This is a genomic window from Streptomyces tailanensis (assembly GCF_008386495.1).
In the GTDB taxonomy this organism is placed as follows: domain Bacteria; phylum Actinomycetota; class Actinomycetes; order Streptomycetales; family Streptomycetaceae; genus Streptomyces; species Streptomyces tailanensis.
The window spans coordinates 22,307-39,643 of sequence record NZ_VTHJ01000016.1 but is presented as its reverse complement, the minus strand read 5'-3'; the positions used below and the strand labels follow the sequence as shown (position 1 = coordinate 39,643).

Sequence of the window (17,337 nt, the reverse complement as noted above, 5' to 3'; positions counted from 1 at the left end):
GCCCTTGATGTGAACGCCCGTAACACCAGCAACGCCCTCACCATGCGTATAGCTCGCCGCACCGCCGTGCGCCGTACCGCCACCGTCCTCGCCGCGTCCGCCGCGGCCGTCTCCCTCGCCGCCTGCGGGGTCGTGGACGTGGGTGACAGCGCCGAGGCGAGCCCCACGAAGGGCGACGACATCACCGTGGGCGTGCTGTTCCCGGACAAGGACACCAAGCGTTACGAGCAGTTCGACTACCCGATCATCAAGAAGAAGATCGCCGAGCTGACGAACAACAAGGGCGTCACCAAGTACGCGAACGCCGAGAAGGACCCCGAGACCCAGATCACCCAGCTCGAACAGATGGTGGCCGACAAGGTCGACATCATCATCGTCGACGCCGTGGACTCCAAGTCCATCGCGAGCGCCGTGCAGACGGCGGACGAGGCGGGCATCCCCGTGATCGCCTACGACCGGCTGGCCGAGGGCCCGATCGACGGTTACGTCTCCTTCGACAACGAGCTCGTCGGGGAGGTGCAGGGCCGCGCCCTGGTGGAGGAGCTGGGCAACAGCGCCGCCAACAAGATCGTCATGATGAACGGGTCCCCCTCCGACCCCAACGCCGCGATGTTCCGTGACGGCGCGCTCTCCGAGCTCCAGGACAGCGTGACGATCTCCGAGACGTACGACACCACGGACTGGGACCCGAAGGTCGCCAAGGTCAACATGCAGAAGGCGGTCTCCAAGCTCGGCCTCGACAACATCGACGCCGTCTACGCCGCCAACGACGGCATCGCCGGTGCCGTCATCGACGTGCTGAAGACCGCCGGGGTCTCCAAGGTGCCGCCGGTCACCGGACAGGACGCCGACCTGGACGCGGTGCAGCGGATCATCGCGGGCGACCAGTACATGACCGTGTACAAGTCGTTCCCGCTGGAGGCGAACGCCGCCGCCGAGATGGCCGTCGCCAAGGTCCAGGGCCGCTCCATCGAGTTCGACGCCCTCGCCAAGGACAGCGTCGACTCCCCGACCCACAAGCGGATCCCCGCCCAGCTGGTCCCCCCGGTCGCGCTGACCAAGGACAACATCAAGGACACGGTCCTCGACGACGAGATCTACACCGTCAAGCAGATCTGCACGTCCGACTACAAGTCCGACTGCGACGCCCTCAAGCTGGACTAGAACCACCCTGCCCCCGGCTTCCGGCCGGACTCTCGGGCAGATCCTGTGGAGGCCCGCGAAATCCTCGTACCAAGATCACGGCATGGTCTAAGGTAGCCGTCTGTCATGTCGTGATCACGGGGGGCGACTGTCGGATGCCGACCAACGGGGCCATAACGAAGCCACGTGCGCGCACAACACGCCGCACGGCGATCACCAGAGCAGCGCCGGCACTCCCGCCGGCGCTGCTCACGCGTCACGGCGTCCGCCGCTCGGACGCCGCCGACGGCAACGGCATGGAGAAGACCGCCGGTCGGGTCCTCCACGGCCTGACGAGGGCCGGTCGGGTCCTCCACGGCCTGACGAGGGCCGGTCGGGTCCTCCACGGCCTGACGACGGCCGGTCGGGTCCTCCACGGCCTGACGACGGCCGGTCGGGTTCTCCACGGCCTGACGGCCGCCGAGGACGGCATCCGGACCGGCCTCGCCCTGGATCCCCGTACCCGGAAGTGTCTCGCCGAGGACATCCCCGTCCCCGTACCCGTCGTCGACGCACCCGCCGGACACGGCGCCTCACCACCGCCGACGCTTCCCCTCCTCTGCGCTGACGGCCTCCTGATCCCCGCTCACCACTCCCCGCTTTCCACCTCCCACCCCTCACTCCGCTCGATCACCCAAGGAACCCCCGTGCGTACCCGCTTGTCCGCCTCCGCCTGTGTCCTTCTCTTCGCCCTGACCCTCACCGCCTGCGGTGACGAGGTCGAGTTGCCCATGGCCTCGAACACCGAGGGGGTGGCGAGCTATGTGGACAAGAACGTCGGCGGCTGCACCGACACCGACTACTTCTCGTCCGGCGAGATTGCGCTGATCAAGAACGAGGTGAGCACCGCCCTCGACGGCGGCGGCGAGTGCGAGCTCGCTGACGACGGGGACATCGATTTCATGCACGTCAGCGACATGACCCAGTTCCAGAAGGACGTGGCGCTCATCGACGAGAACGAGGACGACCCCCTGCTGGTCGGGATGGACTTCGCCCTCGACGTGGACAACGACTACATCCAGACCTTCCTCGACAAGGGCCTGATGCTCCTCGACTGCAACCCGGGCATGCAGACCCCGGAGGGGTTCACCCGGGTCGAGGCCGAGGGCGGCTGCGTACTGACCAACTACGTACGGCCGTCGGACGATTCGACCGACTCCTGACGCCCGCCACCGCCCATCACCGAGACCTGACCCGACTCAAGCCACCCGCGTGAACTCGATCGTCACCTCCGGTGGCCCCCCGGGCACCCCCCGGTAGATTCCCTTGTGCGGGGTCACGTCGTCGTAGTCCCGGCCGCGGCCCACCACCACATGGGACTCGTCGGCGCGGACGCGGTTCGTCGGGTCGTAGCCGGTCCAGTCACCCGCCCAGTACTCGATCCAGGCGTGGCTCTGGCCGGCGACGGGGCGGTGGAGTTCGGCCTCGCGTTCGGGGTGGAGGTAGCCGGAGATGTAGCGGGCGGGCAGGCCGAGGCCGCGGAGCATGCCGAGCGTGAGGTGGGCGATGTCCTGGCAGACGCCGGCGCCCTGGTCCCACGCCTCGCTCGCGCTGGTGTGGACGCCGGTCGCGCCCGGCACGTACGAGACGTGGTCGGCGACCATCGACGACACGGCGACCGCGGTCTCGTGGACGTCGAGGCCGTCCGCCGCTGCCCGGGCCTTGTCCAGCAGGTCCGCCGGGAGTGTCGTACGACTGGTCGGCGTCAGGTACTCCAGGAGGCGGGAGTCGGCGCTCGCCGCTACGACCTCCGCCCACGCCGGCGCGGGCTCCGGCGGCTCCGGCGGGGCCGTCTCCACCAGGCTGGACGCGGTGATCGTCAGGGTGGAGTGGGGGTCGATCAGGTCGAAGCCGGTGACCTGGGTGCCCCAGTAGTCCCAGTACGACCAGGTGGGTGTGGACGGGTTGACGAGGATCCGCGCGTCCAGGGTGGTCTGGCCGGGAAGCGTCAGCGGGGTCATGCGGACCTCGTTGTGCGAGGAGGCCGCGGGCTGGGCGTACGCGACGCGGGTGGTGTGCTTGATGCGCAGTCGGCGAACCATGGCCGTCCTCACGCTCCTTCCTGGGCCCACTCGACGGGACCTTGGTACGGGAAGAACTTCTCGGCGACGGCCTCCGCCGACGCCATGCACGCCTGCTGCAAGTCCCGCAGCAGCGTGGGCAGTCCGGCCTCCAGGGCCTCGGAGTCGAGGTATTCGAGATGGGTGCGCAGGGCGCCGATCGGGCGGCGGGCCGGGTCCTGGCGGGGGCGGCCCAGCGCCGCCAGGCACTCCTCCGCCGTGGTGAGGGCGTGCAGCGCCGAGCGCGGGAAGTCGCGGTCCAGGAGCAGGAATTCGGCGACCTTGGGGCTGTCGCCGAAGCCGCCGTGCACGCGCGCGTACGCCTCGTCGGCGCCGCTCGCGCTCAGCAGGGTCGGCCAGTCGGGCGCGTGCGCCGCGTCCAGCACCCGCACCGACAGCAGCCGTACGGTCATGTCCACCCGCTCCAGGCTGCGGCCGAGGACGACGAAGCGCCAGCTGTCGTCGCGGCTCATGGTGGAGTCGGCGAGGCCGAAGAAGAGGGCCGCCCGGCGTCGTACCAGCTCCAGATACGCGTACGGGCCACCCGTGCGGCGCGCGGCCGTCCGCTGGTCGGCGAGCGCGTGCCAGGTGGAGTTGAGGCACTCCCACATCTCGGAGGAGACGGCCTCACGGGCGCTGCGGGCGTTGAGGCGGGCCGCCCCGAGCGCGCCCTCGATCGACCCCGTCGACCGGGCGTCGAACGCCAGCTGGTCCAGCACCTGCTGCATGTCGCAGTGCCGGCCGGGCGCGTCCACGCCGAGGATCGCGTACAGCGAGCGGCAGGCCGCGTCCTCGTCGCGCCAGGGGTCTTCCAGGAGGCGGTGGAGGTAGGCGTCGAGGATGCGGCCGGTCGCGTCGGCGCGCTCCACGTACCGGCCCGTCCAGGTCAGGGCCTCCGCTATCCGGGAGAGGATCACGTCGTTCACTGCTGTTGGGCCCCTTCCTGTACGAGCGTGCCGGCGCCGTCCGGTCCGAGCTGGCGCGGCGCCTTCTCCAGCGGGCCGTGGGCCTCCTCGTACCGCTGCTCGGCGGGGCCCTCGGCGAGCACCCAGGTGTCCTTGGAGCCGCCGCCCTGGCTGGAGTTGACGATGAGGTTGCCCTCCTGGAGCGCCACACGGGTGAGGCCGCCGGGGAGCACCCACACCTCGTCGCCGTCGTTCACGGCGAAGGGGCGCAGGTCGATGTGGCGCGGGGCCATGCGTTCGCCGGCGAGGGTCGGGGAGGTGGAGAGGGCGACGGGCCGCTGGGCGATCCAGCCGCGGGGGTCGGCGATGACGGCCTCACGGGTGCGTTCCAGGGTCTCGCGGTCGGCCTTCGGACCGATCACGATGCCCTGACCGCCTGCCCCGTCGACGGGCTTGATGACGAGTCGGTCGATCTGGTCGAGCACCGCGTCCAACTGCCCTGGCTCGTCCGGCCGGAACGACTCCACATTCGGGAGAATCGGTTCCTCACCGAGGTAGTAGCGGATCAGATCCGGTACGTACGTGTAGAGCAGCTTGTCGTCGGCGATGCCGTTGCCGACCGCGTTGGCCAGCGTGACGTTGCCCGCCATCGCGGCGCTCATGATGCCCGGGCAGCCGATCACCGAGTCGGGCCGGAAGTGCAGCGGATCGAGGAAGTCGTCGTCGAGCCGCCGGTATACGACATGGACGGGCATCTCGCCGCGTGTCGTCCGCATCCACACCCGGTTTCCCCGGCACACCAGATCGTGCCCCTCGACCAGCTGCACACCCATCAGCCGGGCCAGCAGGGCGTGTTCGAAGTAGGCGGCGTTGTTCGGGCCGGGGGTGAGCACGACGACCCGCGGATCCCCGATCCCGCCGGGCGCGGCGGCCCGGAGCGCGGCGAGCAGCTTCTGCGCGTAGCCGTCCACCGGCAGCACATGCTGCTCGGCGAACAGGGACGGGAACACCCGGGTCATCGCACGCCGGTTCTCGATGACGTACGACACGCCGGACGGCACCCGGACGTTGTCCTCCAGCACCCGGAAGTCGCCCGCCTCGTCGCGTACGAGGTCGATGCCGGCGACATGGATGCGGACGCCTCCTGGGGGCTCGACCCCGTGCGCCGCCCTATGGAAATGGGCGGAGTTGAGGAGCAGCCGCCAGGGCACGACACCGTCCTCGAAGGCCCGGCACGGCCCGTACGCGTCCGCGAGGTACGCCTCCAGCGCCCGTACGCGCTGGGCGACCCCGCGCTGGATGAGGTCCCACTCCAGCGCGTCCAGGATCCGCGGCACCAGGTCCAGCGGCCATGGTCGTTCCTCGCCCGCGAAGGCGTATGTCACACCCCGGTCCGTGAACGCACGGGCCATCTGGTCCGCCCTGAACCTCAGTTCGGCCGGTTCGATGGGCTGCAGGGCGGCCAGTACCGGCTCATAGGCGGTCCTGACCTCACCCGGCCGCTCAAACATCTCGTCCCACGCGTCGGCCAACGCGTACGCGTCAAATATGTCCGCCATGGCCCGACGTTAAGTGTGAGGCGTAACACGCAGATCACCGGCTGGTTTCCGCCAGTTCACGCGAGGAATCACGCTCCGGGCCGTCCTTCCGGGCCACATGGCGGGGCTACGGCGAGAGGGCTGCCCCCGTCGACTCCTGCGGTGGGGGCAGCCCGCTTCTTTGATGTGGTCAGAGAGGTGTGCTGCCGACCATGAGGATCTTGATCGAAACTGTGGAGCCGTCGATCTCGTAGGTGGCCCGGTAGACGCCGACGCGTAATCTCCGCAGGCTGGTGCCGCCGAGCTTGCTGCTCGCGGCGGGCTCCGGATCGTCTGCAAGCGCGTTGATCGCTTTGAGGAGTGCCTTCACGGCGTCGCCGTCACGGGTCCTGAGCCGCTTGAGGCCTTCGGAAGCAGGCCTTTCCCAGATGATGGTGTAGCTCAAGAGGTTTTCGCTCCCGTGACGAGGGCTTCGATCTCGGCCTGCGTGGACGTGGGGCCGCCCATGGCGCGTGTGTACAAGGACACGGCCACGTCGGCGAAGTCGATTGCTTGCTCACGGGCGTCTGGGTCCGCCGCCGAGTCCGCGAGTGCCTGGGTCCACCAGTGATTGAGGAACGCGTCGAAGCCGCCGGAGTCGGCCAGCGCGCCCAGCTCCGTGTAGAACTCGGCACGGTGGTCGAGTCGCAGGACAGCCCCGATTCCGTCCACGGTTCGCTGGACGACCTCGCCCGTGAAGCCGGTGACCTCCAAGGCCTCGGCCACCGCGTCCTGCCACTCCTCCGCCATGTGCGTCTCCTTTCGCCGTGCGGCCAAGGTACCGCTGCGGCACCTTCGCAGACGGCCGAGCAGACTACGCATGCGTCGCCCCCCGAATGTCCAGCTCCGCCCAAATCGTCTTGCCCACTGTGAGCTTCTCCACGGACCAGCGGTTGGCGAGCGTGCGGACGATGACCAGGCCCCGGCCAGACTGGTCGTCGGTGGCGGAGGGGCGGGGGTGCGGAAGCCGCTCGCCTCGTGGGTCGGTCACGGCGACGCGCAGGGCAGTGCCGGTGAGGGACGTCTCCACCCGGAACAGGCGGTCCCGCAGACACCCGTGCAGCAGGGCGTTCGTGCACAACTCGCTCGTCAGCAGCGCCGCGTCGCCAGCGACGTCGGGGTGCCCCCAGTCGACGGCGAGGCGGGCGACGTGTCTGCGGGCGAGGGGGATATTGCGGGGGAGCGGGGTGTAGCTGACGGCGTCGTAACGGTCGTAGGTCTTGAGACCTTTGGGGTGGCGGGGAGGACAGGAGTCGGTCATGGGAGCGCACCTCCTTGTGCGGGGCGAGGGTGCCCGCGGCGGACGCCAGGTGGGTGGGGGAGGTGGCTCTGCTGTGCGGCCCCGGTTTGGGCAGCGTGGTGCACTTCCGCCAACTGGTTTCGCTGAGTGGGCGATTGGGCACTAACCGTAGCCATCGTGCCGGGATGGCAGCAAGCTCTTTGCCAGAAAGATTTACTGAGGCTGCTCGCTCGCAGTACCGTGGCGCCACAGACTGTGACCAACTCGGCGGGAGGGAAGGCGGAATGGCAGGCAGGGATCCTGATCGCGGCAAGACTGTGTCAACGGTGTTGGCTCGCAGACTGGGCGGTGAGCTGTTGCGTATGCGTGAGGCGCGTGGGATGCGACAGCCTCATGCGGCAGAGGCGCTGTCGGCGTCGGTGGCCAAGGTTGCCAAGATGGAGCGTGGCGGGGTGCCGATGCGTGACCCGGACATCCATGCGCTGTGTCACCTGTATGGGGTGACTGACGAAGCGGTGATCAAGAGGTTGCTGACGCTGGCGCGGACGGATCGAGAGAGACGGAAAGCCAAGGGGTGGTGGAATCAGTACCCGCAGCTTCCCGCCATGATCGAGTACGTCGCCCTGGAAGACATCGCCACCAGCATCCGGACCTGGGAACTCGCCTTCATTCCGGGGTTGTTGCAGACGCCGGACTATGCGCGTGCCGTGGCGGTAGGTGCTGGTTCGTGGGAGGACCCGAGCCAGATCGAACCCTTCGTGGAGGCGAGGCTGGCCCGCCAGACGCGACTGCGGTCAGAACGCCCGCTGGAACTGTGGGCGGTGATCCATGAGGGGGCGCTGCATCAACTCGTCGGTGGTCGTGACGTGATGAGGGCGCAGTTGGGGCATCTGCTTGATGTGGCCACGTTGGACACGGTGAAGATCCAGGTTGTGCCGTGGCTGGTTGGAGCCAACCCCGGCATGATCGGTGCGTTCGCCATTGTCTCGTTCGCCGAGCCCGGAGCGCTGGATGTCGTACATATGGACGTACCTTCTTCTACGCTCTGGTTGGAGAGCGAAGAGGACGCGGCCCGCCACGGCCGGATTTTCGACCGGATCGCGCGGGTCGGGCTGGCGGAACGCAATGCGGTCCACCTGATCGAAACCATTCGCAAGGAGATGTAGGCAGTGGCCGAGTTCGACTTCGTCAAGTCCAGCTACAGCGGGGGAGACGCGGGCCAGCAGTGCGTCGAGGTCGCCCGCAACATACCCGGCACCGTCGCCGTCCGGGACTCCAAGGACCCGGACGGGCCAATACTCCGGCTCACGCCAGGGGCGTGGGCGGCGTTCGCGGTGTACATGGGGCAGGCTCGAAGGTGAGCGAACGACGCCGCCCGCGACCTTGGGCGCGCGCCGACGTTCCCCCCCAACCGCCCACTCGCGCAGGACACAACCACTGCCACGCCCGTTGCGTACCAAGCAGAACCATCTGAGAGAACACACTCCGCCGCAGTCCGCAGGACCTCACGCGAGAGTGCGCGCCTGCTACAGCGACACACACGTCAGCTCGATCCGGTCGTCGTCCCCCGTGCTCCGCTCTCAGGTGCGGTCCCCGGGTCGTCCCGAAGCCCGGACGGCCTTTCCGCCCTGGTCGGCTGGCCCGGCCGCCCCGCTATGGTGATCGCGCGCAGGGCCCACTCCACCGGTCCGTAGCGATAATGGCGCATCAGCCTGGCACTGACGAACAACTGCGTCAGGTAGAGGACAAGCGCGCCGTATACAGCGGCAGCATTACCCGTCCTGCCGTAGAGACCGAGCCCGTACCCGGTGAAGACCAGTGCCATGACCAACGACTGCAGCAGATAGTTGGTGAGGGCCATCCGGCCGGCAGGAGCAAGCCAGGATGCGACTCGGGCACCTCGCGGCGCTCGGAACCACAACAGGAGTCCGCTGCCGTACGCGACGGACAGGGCCGGCGCGGCGACCATGCCCAGGGTGAAGGACGTCACCTCCCAGTCGTCCGACAGCGGACCCACCGTGCCCAGAGCCATGAGGACGCCGCTGGGTACTCCCATGACAACACCCATTAGGCAGATCCGCCGCAAGCGGTTCGTGGGAACGCCACCGGCGAGTAATTGCCGTTTGCCCGCGACGAATCCCACCAGGAAGGCGGTGGTGACATGTCCTCCCGCGACCAGCATGCCGAGAAGGACATCCGGCCACGCCCGGATGTTGGCCGCGATCACATCGGCGGCATCGCCCCGGTACGCCTCCGTCAGCGCTGCTGCCTCCGCCCGCATTTCTGCCGTTGCCTCGACCCCGGTCATGGGAACGGCCACCGCCACGGCACCGATGAGCAGCAGCAGCACGGCGAGCACACCGTACAACCACAGCGCGGCACGCCAAGCCCGTCCGGGCGGTACACGTCGCGACGCGAACAGGATGAGACCGAGCAGGGCGTAGGTCGTCAGGATGTCTCCTGTGTACAGGAGGGCTGCGTGCGTGACGCCCAGTAGGAAGAGTGCGAGCAGCCTGCGCAGCATCCGGGGTTCGAAGGACTCCCCGGCTCGTTCCGCCGAGCTCATCTGCAGGGTAAAGCTGTATCCGAAGAGGAACGAGAAGAGCAGATAGAACTTCGTCTCCACGAACGCGGCGACCAGCCAGTGGGCGATCAGGTCCGCACCGGTCTCCTCAGGGCCGCCTCCCGTCTGTGCGAAGGGTCCGGCCATCACCAGCACGTTCGCAAGGAGGATCCCTCCGAGCGCGAAGCCGCGCAGCGCGTCCACTTCCAGGATCCGCAGTCCGGTCGGTGCCGGGTGCGCAGCAGCATGGCCGACCGTCTCCTGGGCCATCCGATGTCCTCCATCAACGGTGGGTGAACTCGCGGGCAGATCATTTCAGCCGACAGGGCCTTGTTGCGTCGCACTCGGGCGTAACTGCCGGTCAGCGTCAAGGAGGACATCTGTGTGGGTGCCGGACATGCCCACGAGGTGATCACATCCGGCACCGATCTACATGGCGTCCCGCCTGTGGTAGGCATATGCGCCGGCAAGCGCGACGACCAGGGTGAATGCGACGAAGACCGCCATGCCGGCGGCCACTGGGAGATCACTGCCCGCGAGCGCGGTCAGGAACTCGCGGTCCTCATCGGCGGGCTCGCTGTAGCCGGCGAGTCCTGCCCGGGCCGCGGCAAAGGGTAACCAGTCGCCGAGTGAGCCCAGACCTGGCAGTTGTCCGAGAACCATCCCGGCTATCCGCTCGCCGAGAAGTGGCCAGATAGTCAGAGCCAGAGCGGTGCCGACACGGTTACGCAGAAGTACGGCCACCGCTGTGCACACCACTGGCCAGCACACCATGAACAGCAGAAATCTCACGAAGGGAGGTCCCGCCTCTACCCAGTCGGGCGACGGGGCTCCCGTCAGCGTGAGGGTGAGCGTCCCGGCCAGCAACGTCAGCAGCGCACCGGCCACCACGGTCACGGCCGCCACCGCGGCACCGGTCAGCAGCTTCGCTCCGTAGGAGAGTGAACGACTGCCGACGGTGAGCCAGCTGGTACGCGCTGCTCCCCGCGCCAGTTCGGTGGCGACGGGGCCGGTACTCAGCGGCAGCAACAAAAACGCCAGCAAAGGGAGTTGGGTGGCCACAGCGTCCCACTGCAGTGCCACCGCGACCGTATCCGGACGGGGTGCGGCGCCTTCGGCCGCACTGAGGGCGAGTGTGACGCCACTGACCAGGCTCAGCAGAGCGCAAACCCCCAGAAGGATCCAGGTGGAGGTCAGCCCCGCGAGGTGGCGCCATTCGTAGCGGACCGCGTGGAGCACCGCCCGTCCCACAGGAACGGGTTCGCGTATCGGGAGTGCCGTCGGAGTCATGAGATCCGGAATTCCTCCTCGGCCACGGACAGATAGAAGTCCTCGAGCGATGGCGGCTGTTCATGCAGCCAGTGCAGGGTCACACCGTGTTCGGCCGCCATGTCACCGACCTGGAACCGGGTGGCGCCGGTGACGACGGCGCATCCGGGTCCGGTGGCCTCATAGGCGGCGCCCAGTTCACGCAGCGGATCGGCGAGCTTCTCCACATGCGGGCCCTCCACAGTCACCCGGCCGTGCGCGCGGGCTGCGAGCTCCGCCGTAGTCGCTTCGGCGACGACCTTTCCCTGAGCGAGGACAATCACACGGTCGACCAGTTGCTCCAGTTCTGCGAGTTGATGACTGGAGACCAGGACGGCCCGGCCTTCCCGGGCGAGAGCGAGGAGCAGATCGCGCAGCCAGCGGATCGAGTGCGGGTCCAGGCCGTTGGCCGGCTCGTCGAGGATCAGCACCGGCGGGTCTGCGAGCAGCGCCTGGGCAATGCCCACACGCTGGGACAAGCCGAGTGAGAGCTCGCTCAGCCGCTTCGCGCCGGCCTCGGTCAGGCCGACTTGCTCGAGCACCTCGTCGACTCTGCTGTCTGGCACTCCGGCACCGGCTGCGACCATCCGCAGGTGCCGCCGGACACGGTGCCTCGGATGGCCGGCCACCCCGCCCAGAACGGCGCCAACCATGCCGGAGGGGTTTCTCCAGTATTCCAGCGGGCGCCCGAAGAAGACCGCTTCGCCCTCTCCGGAGACAAGACCCAGCATCAAGCGGATGGCGGTTGTCTTGCCCGCCCCATTCGCACCCAAAAACCCGGTCACGACCCCGGGCTTCAAAGATATCGAAACCCCGTCGACAGCACGCTTACCCCCGAATTCCTTCCGTAGGCCTCGGGCCACCAGAAACTCAGCCATGCGTCACCCGTGGTTTCCCCAGAAAAAAATTCCCATAAGGATCAGGAGTCCGTATGCGACAACAGCACCGATTCCCGGATTCCTGCTTTGTGCGACGGATCGCACAAGCATGACTAGAGCCGGTATCCATCCTGCGGCATACACAATCCACCCGGCCGCAGTGACGGACGATCCACCGTCTATCTTGAAAATTATCCAGGCAACGAGGACAAATAGCGCTGGCGCGGCCCAGAGGTTCCGCTCGACGGTTTCTTGTCGCTCCGACATGAGATCTCCTGCACCATGGACGTCGTGGGTAGTCTCCCTGCCCCAGGGAGGCTACCCACGACGTCACGTACTACTAGAAGTGGTTGACGAGGTAGGTGATGACCTCGTCAATTACATACGCGGGAGCAGCCTTGATGGCCCACTTCAGCGGGTTGAAGTTGGACAGGCTGTCAACCCAGTTCTTGAAGGCGGCTCGCCCCTTCTTGGCCGCCTTGATGGCCGCCTTCCCGTATCTGCTGTTAACTATCTTGTCCACAAGCTTGCGGGCGGCCGAACCGAGGCCCTGGGCTTCCACGCCACCCTGGGTGATAGCACCGGGCGACGTGGAGGCTGCGTTCTGACCGGCAGTTGCCCCCAGACTCAAAGTGCCAGCGTCCCGGACACCCCCTGCTGTGAGCTGCGCGGAGGCGGTTGTCGGGGTGCGACCCGTCTCCACCGCCGACGCTGTCGGGGCCGCGACTCCGAGAGCAAGGGCCACCGTGATCGCGGCAGCGGTCATGCGTATTTTGTTGCGCATCCGAGAATCTCCTCCTTGCCAGCGAGTGTGCCCATTTCCAGGACGGTTCACGAAGGGTCACACCCTGACCGGTAATTCCGGCCGACATGGAAGAGTTTTCAATCCGCCTGCCACTTCCCGCTATTGTACCTTCGGGCATTGCCTGGGATGGCATATGAGCTCGTGGTGAGCAAAGGCGAAGAGGGCCGCCTCAAGTCGTGATTCGACGCCTATCTTGCTCATGATGTGTGTCAGATGCGCCTTTGCCGTGCGCTCGGATATATCCAGCTTCCGGGCGATCTCCCGGTTCCCGGCTGCTGTCCCGAGGAGTAAAAGCACCTGGCGCTCACGGATGGTCAGTCGCGCAGCGCCGCTGAGATCGCCGGGCACTTCCGGCCGGACATCCCAGCCCACTGAAATATCACTACTACTATGCACATCAGGTACATCTCTCCTGGTCAAAGCGATTATATCCTCCCCGTAAGGACTCCAAATCAGAGTATTGGCACTGCCAGTTACCGTAAGAGCGCCTCGCGGTGGCGGTCTGCCATTAGTGCGGCCTGAAGGCGCGATTGTACGTGGAGTTTCTGAGTGATTCTTGCCATGTGAGCCCGCACAGTGCGTTCAGCGATGCCGAGCTCCCTGGCCAAGTCCTCGTCGGCGAGCCCGTCCGCCAGCTTGAGGAGAACTTCCCTTTCGCGTTTTGTCAGGCCACCCAGCTTTTCCTGCGCGTCCGAGGCTGACGCAGGAGAGACGCTTGCGGGCGAACTAATGTTATGCATGCTCTTCCCCTTGAGGTCCTTCCCATATCCCCTTCCGGAGGTATTCCCTGCACGGCTGTACGGCTCCCGCTAGTCACATAAGAGCCGCGGTGTGAGTTATTGCTGCGCACGCGCTGCACGAAGACCCTGGAATGGTCGAGATTTATGAATTATTAATACCTGGTCATCGAAATTGTGCGGCATGTGAATAGAGACGTCGGTCGTTGCCGCTCGGTCAATCATGTATGGCATCTGTGTGCCTGGGGAGCCTCATGATGTGCGCATGCCTGATGCTGAGGGGGGATAAAATTGAGCATAGTGTTGCATATGGGATGTGTTATCGGCTCGTGAAACTGTGTAGACGGGGTGGGGGTACGGGTCCCCGGCCATGTTGCGGAGACGAGGCCCTCCGCACATAGTTGCGCTGCGGAACACATGACCGGGGGTGAGATGGACGATGGTGGGGCACAGGACGGGGGAGCATCCACACGATGCTGACCGACTGTGCGAGGTGGGGGACCGCGTGTATTCCCTGGCCGTACGGCGGGGCCGCGTGCCGCGCCAGGACGCCGAGGCGGTGCCCTGCCTGCTGGAACTGGCACTGCTGCACCCGGACCCCGACGACATGGACTGGCTGGTACCGACCTCTCCGCAGGAGGTCATGACGCGGCTGTTGCGGGGCATCCACGATGAGGTCAGTGCCAGTCAGAGGCGGATGGGTTCGGCGATGGCGGCCTTCGAGTGGTACGCCGCGCTCCGTCCGCAGGCCTCCGGGGTGGAGGGGACGGCTATCCGCGTCCTTGATGGTGCCGTACGCATCCATGCAGCGCTGGACGAGGCGACCGAGGTGTGCCGGACAGAGGTACTGACCATCCAGCCGGGCGGCATTCGCCCCGAGCACGAGTTGACTGAGGGCGTGCACCGGGCTCTCGCTCTGCGCGCCCGGGGCGTGCGCATGCGCGACCTGTACACGCACGTGGCACGACACGGTCAGGGCCTGCTGAACTACCTGGAGTTGATGGGCGAGTCGGTGCAGGCGCGCACCCTCGACGAGGTGATCGACCGCTTGATCCTCTTCGACCGCGCGGTCGCCTTCATCCCAGCGAACGCGGACCGCACGATGGCGCTGGAGCTGAGGCACCCGGCGCTGGTCCAGTACCTGGTGACGGTCTTCGAGCGCCTGTGGCGCCTGGCCATCCCTCTCCGGGCCCCGCTCCCGGACACCGGCATCGAGGGCATCTCCCACCGTGAGCAGTCCATCGCCGCCCTGCTGGCGGAGGGCCACCAGGATGCGGTGATCGCAGAAAGGCTGGGGATAAGCGTCCGCACGTGCCGCGCTCATATCGCTCGGTTGTCGGAAACCTTGAAGGCGGCAAGTCGTACGCAGTTGGGGGTGCGGATCGCGCAGGTGGGGCTGGACAGGGCGCGGCCGTCGCCCGAGGCCGCCGTGGTCAGTCTTCCCGATCAAGAATCCCGGACTGCCCGATGAGGTAGCCGAGTTGGGCGCGGCTTTCGCTGCCCAGCGTCGCGGCGAGTTTAGCGATGTGGACGCGGGCGGTGCGGACGTTCATGCCGAGGCGGTCGGCGATGGCGGTGTCGGTGTGGCCTTCGATGAGGAGGGCGGCTATGGCGCGTTGGCGGGGGGAGATGCCGTTTACCGAGGGCTGCCGCACGGGCTTGGGGTACATGGGTACGGCCAGGTGCCACAGACGGTCGAAGACCATGACCAGGTAGTCCACCAGCGCCGGGTGGCGGATCTCCACAGCGGCGGTGCGGTCCCTGCTCGCGGGGATGAAGGCGACGATCCGGTCGATGATGAGCAGTCGCTCGACGACCTCGCTGAGGGTGCGGGCCTCAGCGTCGCCGTTGAGGAGTTCATAGCGGGCGATCACCGGAGGCGAGTGGCGGAGCGTGTCCTGGTAGAGGGCGCGGATACGGCCGCCCCGGTCGAGAAACGCCTGGTCGCGTTCCAGGGATCCGCCTACGTCCACGGTCTTCCGGCCGCTGTGAGGCTGGACGGCGAGGAGTTCCTGCGTGGCGTCGGCCATGGCCTCGGCGATAGCCAGATTGATGCGCTGGAAGCCGTCGAGGAGAGTAATCGTCGGGATCTCCGCCGGAGCCGTACGGTGGCCGTCGATCCGCATCAGTGGCTCGAATGTCTCGGCCAGCCGGGCCTCACGGTGTCGCTCGTCAAGGACACGTTTCTCGACGTCGCGCAGCAGCAGGTGGAAAGCCACGGCTGGGGCGACGGGCTCAAGCCGGCCCGGATCCGCGACGGCGGGGTGCAGCAGCCCGAAGGTGACAAGGCAAGGGGCTTCGGCGGTGTCTTCGCTGGGCACATGCCCGTCGCGGAGAGCCCGTTCGTATAACTTCGTCCCCTCGGCGCACAACTCCTCCGCGCCGTGGTCCGGATGTAATGCCGCGTTCACTGCCCGCTGCCCCCCTGCTCCAGGATCCCCGACTGGGCGATGAGGTAGCCGAGTTGGGCCCTGCTGCCGCTGCCCAGGGCCGTCGCCAGCTTGGCGATGTGGGCGCGGCAGGTACGGACGTTCATGCCAAGGCGGCGGGCGATCGCCTCGTCGACGTGGCCCTCGACGAGGAGTTTGGCGATGGAATGCTGGATCTCGGTGATGCCCCCCGGGGCGGTTTCGTAGGGGGCGCCGGCGCTCAGAGGGACGGCGCGGCCCCATATGAACTCGAAGACCTTGATCAGGTAGCGAACGAGGCCCGGGTTGCGGAGTTCCAGAGCGACCTGCTGGTCGTCCCGGGTGGGGATGAAGGCGACGGTCTCGTCGCAGATGATGAGGCGTTCCACCAGTTCGTCGATGGTGCGGTACTCAACTTTGCCGTCGGAGAGCTGCGCCACGTAGCCCAACCTCTCTGGGCTGTACCGGGCCGTGTGCTGATAGAGGGTCCGTATTCTCACGCCGCGCTCGATCAGTGGCCTGTCCCGCTCCAGCCCGAGAAGCAGGCTGCGCTCGGAGCCGCGGTCGCTCGGCTGGATTGTGAGCATCTCCGTCTGGCACTGGGCCGTTGCGAAGTTAAGTGCCCCGTTGATGCGCTCGCTGCCCTCCAGCACCGTGATCGAGTCGGTGGTCGTGGCCCCTTGAACGCTGAGGGCCATGAACGGCTCAAATGCACTGGCCAACTCGATGGACAGGAGCCTGCGCTCGGTGATCTCGCTTTCGATGGGGTTGAGCCGCCGCGCCAGAGCTATGGACGGGGGAACGGGACGCAACCAGCCCGCGTCGTCCGGATCGGAGTGAAGAAGCGCGAATTCCATCAGACATGGGGCAGACTCCACATCCGCGCGTGCGATTCGTCCTGTCCGTAGAGCATCCGCGTAGAGGCGGCTCCCTTCCTCGCACAGCTCGGTCACCGGATGGGGATGTGTCCCTTTAGTTCTGTTCGTTGCCAAAACTCCACCCCCCAGGGTCCTGAACGTGCAGGAACATGATGCATCGATTGTGTGGCCATGACGTGCCCGAATGAGCCATCGTCGTATGCGACGGGGGAAGAGGAGACCTTCAGGTGAGGACGAAGCCGACTATGCGTAACAGAATGCTTCGCTCGGTGCTTGGCGTCGCCTTCTCAGCCGTTGTGGCCTTCGGAGCGCTGGGTGGCCTCTCCGATGCGAAGAGCGGCGTGTGGGCGGACAGTCACTGGCCATCGGCGAGCGCGGATGTCGAGGCGGTCGCCAGCGATAGTCATTGGCCGGCGCCTCCGGTGGATGACGGCACCGGGAGCTGACGTGGCGACTCCCCCCGACGACCGTTCCTTCCGCCGTGAAATGGCCACCGCCTACCGTTCCGGTTGGCACTTCATCGACCTGGCCACCGCCATCCCCCACAGCGGTGACTCGTTGATGGTGACCGTGTTCGGCGAGCCGGTGGTGGTGACGCGGGACGATGACGAGGACATCCGGGCGTACCGGTGTCTGCGGCGTCCGCGCGGCGCGCCGCAGCCCGTGCGGTGTGCCGTCCGGTACGGGATGGTCTTCGTCAATCTCGACCAGCGCGACCACCAGCTCGCCGAACCGGAGACCCCGGCCGCCACGGCCGTATCAGCCACCCCCCGCAGTGCCTGAAGCGATTCCCCCG

20 protein-coding genes are annotated in these 17,337 nt (G+C 67.0%); 6 read left to right on the top strand and 14 right to left on the bottom strand.

The features are described from left to right. Positions 1 to 42 precede the first annotated feature (42 nt). Together F3T56_RS15430 and F3T56_RS15425 are read left to right on the top strand one after the other, a co-directional pair. Positions 43 to 1,164, top strand: coding sequence for a sugar ABC transporter substrate-binding protein (locus F3T56_RS15430; protein ID WP_172638965.1), 1,122 nt, complete (start codon positions 43 to 45; stop codon positions 1,162 to 1,164). A gap of 134 nt (positions 1,165 to 1,298) precedes the next feature. Then, positions 1,299 to 2,345 (top strand): hypothetical protein, encoded by a 1,047-nt coding sequence (locus tag F3T56_RS15425; protein ID WP_149825769.1) that lies wholly within the window; start codon positions 1,299 to 1,301, stop codon positions 2,343 to 2,345. Positions 2,346 to 2,381: 36 nt separating this feature from the next. On the opposite strand, the gene F3T56_RS15420 is transcribed toward F3T56_RS15425, so the two are convergent. From F3T56_RS15420 to F3T56_RS15395, 6 genes are all read right to left on the bottom strand, one after another. After that, a complete protein-coding gene (locus F3T56_RS15420) occupies positions 2,382 to 3,224 on the bottom strand; it encodes a transglutaminase family protein (RefSeq protein ID WP_149825768.1) in 843 nt (280 codons plus the stop codon). A gap of 8 nt (positions 3,225 to 3,232) precedes the next feature. After that, positions 3,233 to 4,168, bottom strand: coding sequence for an alpha-E domain-containing protein (locus F3T56_RS15415; protein ID WP_149825767.1), 936 nt, complete (start codon positions 4,166 to 4,168; stop codon positions 3,233 to 3,235). Continuing rightward, positions 4,165 to 5,706 (bottom strand): circularly permuted type 2 ATP-grasp protein, encoded by a 1,542-nt coding sequence (locus F3T56_RS15410; protein ID WP_149825766.1) that lies wholly within the window; start codon positions 5,704 to 5,706, stop codon positions 4,165 to 4,167. Before F3T56_RS15410 ends, F3T56_RS15415 begins: the two co-directional genes overlap by 4 nt. Before the next feature lie 169 nt (positions 5,707 to 5,875). Continuing rightward, a complete protein-coding gene (locus F3T56_RS15405; RefSeq protein ID WP_149825765.1) occupies positions 5,876 to 6,130 on the bottom strand; it encodes a type II toxin-antitoxin system RelE family toxin in 255 nt (84 codons plus the stop codon). Beyond that, the gene (locus F3T56_RS46170) at positions 6,127 to 6,474 is read right to left on the bottom strand and encodes a hypothetical protein (protein WP_172638964.1); all 348 of its coding nucleotides are present in this window, start codon (positions 6,472 to 6,474) and stop codon (positions 6,127 to 6,129) included. The genes F3T56_RS15405 and F3T56_RS46170 overlap by 4 nt, the downstream gene beginning before the upstream one ends. Positions 6,475 to 6,538: 64 nt before the next feature. Then, on the bottom strand, positions 6,539 to 6,985 hold the full coding sequence (locus tag F3T56_RS15395) for an ATP-binding protein (RefSeq protein WP_149825764.1): 447 nt from the start codon (positions 6,983 to 6,985) through the stop codon (positions 6,539 to 6,541). 263 nt (positions 6,986 to 7,248) lie between these two features. Here F3T56_RS15395 and F3T56_RS15390 point away from each other — a divergent pair, with 263 nt between their 5' ends. Further along, positions 7,249 to 8,130 carry a helix-turn-helix domain-containing protein gene (locus F3T56_RS15390; RefSeq protein WP_149825763.1) on the top strand — a complete coding sequence of 294 codons (882 nt, stop codon included), beginning with the start codon at positions 7,249 to 7,251 and terminating at the stop codon, positions 8,128 to 8,130. A 3-nt stretch (positions 8,131 to 8,133) separates the two neighbouring features. Further along, a complete protein-coding gene (locus F3T56_RS15385) occupies positions 8,134 to 8,325 on the top strand; it encodes a DUF397 domain-containing protein (RefSeq protein ID WP_149825762.1) in 192 nt (63 codons plus the stop codon). Positions 8,326 to 8,507: 182 nt separating this feature from the next. Here the strand turns inward: F3T56_RS15385 and F3T56_RS15380 are convergent, their stop codons facing one another. From F3T56_RS15380 to F3T56_RS15355, 6 genes are all read right to left on the bottom strand, one after another. Then, on the bottom strand, positions 8,508 to 9,797 hold the full coding sequence (locus F3T56_RS15380) for a DUF418 domain-containing protein (protein ID WP_149825761.1): 1,290 nt from the start codon (positions 9,795 to 9,797) through the stop codon (positions 8,508 to 8,510). Between the two features lie 159 nt (positions 9,798 to 9,956). Then, entirely contained in the window at positions 9,957 to 10,817 is an 861-nt protein-coding gene (locus F3T56_RS15375; protein WP_149825760.1) for a hypothetical protein, read from the bottom strand. Further along, a complete protein-coding gene (locus F3T56_RS15370) occupies positions 10,814 to 11,713 on the bottom strand; it encodes an ABC transporter ATP-binding protein (protein ID WP_149825759.1) in 900 nt (299 codons plus the stop codon). The genes F3T56_RS15375 and F3T56_RS15370 overlap by 4 nt, the downstream gene beginning before the upstream one ends. 340 nt (positions 11,714 to 12,053) lie before the next feature. After that, the gene (locus tag F3T56_RS15365) at positions 12,054 to 12,497 is read right to left on the bottom strand and encodes a hypothetical protein (protein ID WP_172638963.1); all 444 of its coding nucleotides are present in this window, start codon (positions 12,495 to 12,497) and stop codon (positions 12,054 to 12,056) included. A gap of 120 nt (positions 12,498 to 12,617) precedes the next feature. Beyond that, positions 12,618 to 12,866: a response regulator transcription factor gene (locus F3T56_RS47805; protein ID WP_281291843.1), complete on the bottom strand. Its 249-nt coding sequence runs from the start codon at positions 12,864 to 12,866 to the stop codon at positions 12,618 to 12,620. A gap of 125 nt (positions 12,867 to 12,991) precedes the next feature. Then, positions 12,992 to 13,258, bottom strand: a complete 267-nt coding sequence (locus F3T56_RS15355) for a helix-turn-helix domain-containing protein (protein ID WP_149825756.1) — start codon at positions 13,256 to 13,258, stop codon at positions 12,992 to 12,994. Between the two features lie 436 nt (positions 13,259 to 13,694). On the opposite strand from F3T56_RS15355, the gene F3T56_RS15350 reads away from it, so the two are divergent. Continuing rightward, positions 13,695 to 14,726, top strand: a complete 1,032-nt coding sequence (locus F3T56_RS15350; protein WP_149825755.1) for a helix-turn-helix transcriptional regulator — start codon at positions 13,695 to 13,697, stop codon at positions 14,724 to 14,726. On the opposite strand, the gene F3T56_RS15345 is transcribed toward F3T56_RS15350, so the two are convergent. Then, positions 14,689 to 15,666, bottom strand: a complete 978-nt coding sequence (locus tag F3T56_RS15345; protein WP_149825754.1) for a helix-turn-helix transcriptional regulator — start codon at positions 15,664 to 15,666, stop codon at positions 14,689 to 14,691. The two genes, F3T56_RS15350 and F3T56_RS15345, sit on opposite strands and share 38 nt — an antisense overlap. After that, positions 15,663 to 16,655 (bottom strand): helix-turn-helix domain-containing protein, encoded by a 993-nt coding sequence (locus tag F3T56_RS15340; protein WP_149825753.1) that lies wholly within the window; start codon positions 16,653 to 16,655, stop codon positions 15,663 to 15,665. Before F3T56_RS15340 ends, F3T56_RS15345 begins: the two co-directional genes overlap by 4 nt. A gap of 333 nt (positions 16,656 to 16,988) precedes the next feature. Between F3T56_RS15340 and F3T56_RS15330 the strand changes: the two genes are divergently transcribed. Next, positions 16,989 to 17,324, top strand: coding sequence for a Rieske (2Fe-2S) protein (locus F3T56_RS15330; RefSeq protein ID WP_149825751.1), 336 nt, complete (start codon positions 16,989 to 16,991; stop codon positions 17,322 to 17,324). Positions 17,325 to 17,337: the final 13 nt, after the last annotated feature.

Excerpts from the sequence above, each read along its gene's own strand:
- F3T56_RS15430 (WP_172638965.1), top strand. The coding sequence starts at position 43 with ATGCGTATAGCTCGCCGCACCGCCGTGCGCCGTACCGCCACCGTCCTC.
- F3T56_RS15425 (WP_149825769.1), top strand. The coding sequence starts at position 1,299 with ATGCCGACCAACGGGGCCATAACGAAGCCACGTGCGCGCACAACACGC.
- F3T56_RS15420 (WP_149825768.1), bottom strand. The coding sequence starts at position 3,224 with ATGGTTCGCCGACTGCGCATCAAGCACACCACCCGCGTCGCGTACGCC.
- F3T56_RS15410 (WP_149825766.1), bottom strand. The coding sequence starts at position 5,706 with ATGGCGGACATATTTGACGCGTACGCGTTGGCCGACGCGTGGGACGAG.
- F3T56_RS46170 (WP_172638964.1), bottom strand. The coding sequence starts at position 6,474 with ATGGCGGAGGAGTGGCAGGACGCGGTGGCCGAGGCCTTGGAGGTCACC.
- F3T56_RS15395 (WP_149825764.1), bottom strand. The coding sequence starts at position 6,985 with ATGACCGACTCCTGTCCTCCCCGCCACCCCAAAGGTCTCAAGACCTAC.
- F3T56_RS15390 (WP_149825763.1), top strand. The coding sequence starts at position 7,249 with ATGGCAGGCAGGGATCCTGATCGCGGCAAGACTGTGTCAACGGTGTTG.
- F3T56_RS15380 (WP_149825761.1), bottom strand. The coding sequence starts at position 9,797 with ATGGCCCAGGAGACGGTCGGCCATGCTGCTGCGCACCCGGCACCGACC.
- F3T56_RS15375 (WP_149825760.1), bottom strand. The coding sequence starts at position 10,817 with ATGACTCCGACGGCACTCCCGATACGCGAACCCGTTCCTGTGGGACGG.
- F3T56_RS15370 (WP_149825759.1), bottom strand. The coding sequence starts at position 11,713 with ATGGCTGAGTTTCTGGTGGCCCGAGGCCTACGGAAGGAATTCGGGGGT.
- F3T56_RS15365 (WP_172638963.1), bottom strand. The coding sequence starts at position 12,497 with ATGCGCAACAAAATACGCATGACCGCTGCCGCGATCACGGTGGCCCTT.
- F3T56_RS15355 (WP_149825756.1), bottom strand. The coding sequence starts at position 13,258 with ATGCATAACATTAGTTCGCCCGCAAGCGTCTCTCCTGCGTCAGCCTCG.
- F3T56_RS15350 (WP_149825755.1), top strand. The coding sequence starts at position 13,695 with ATGGTGGGGCACAGGACGGGGGAGCATCCACACGATGCTGACCGACTG.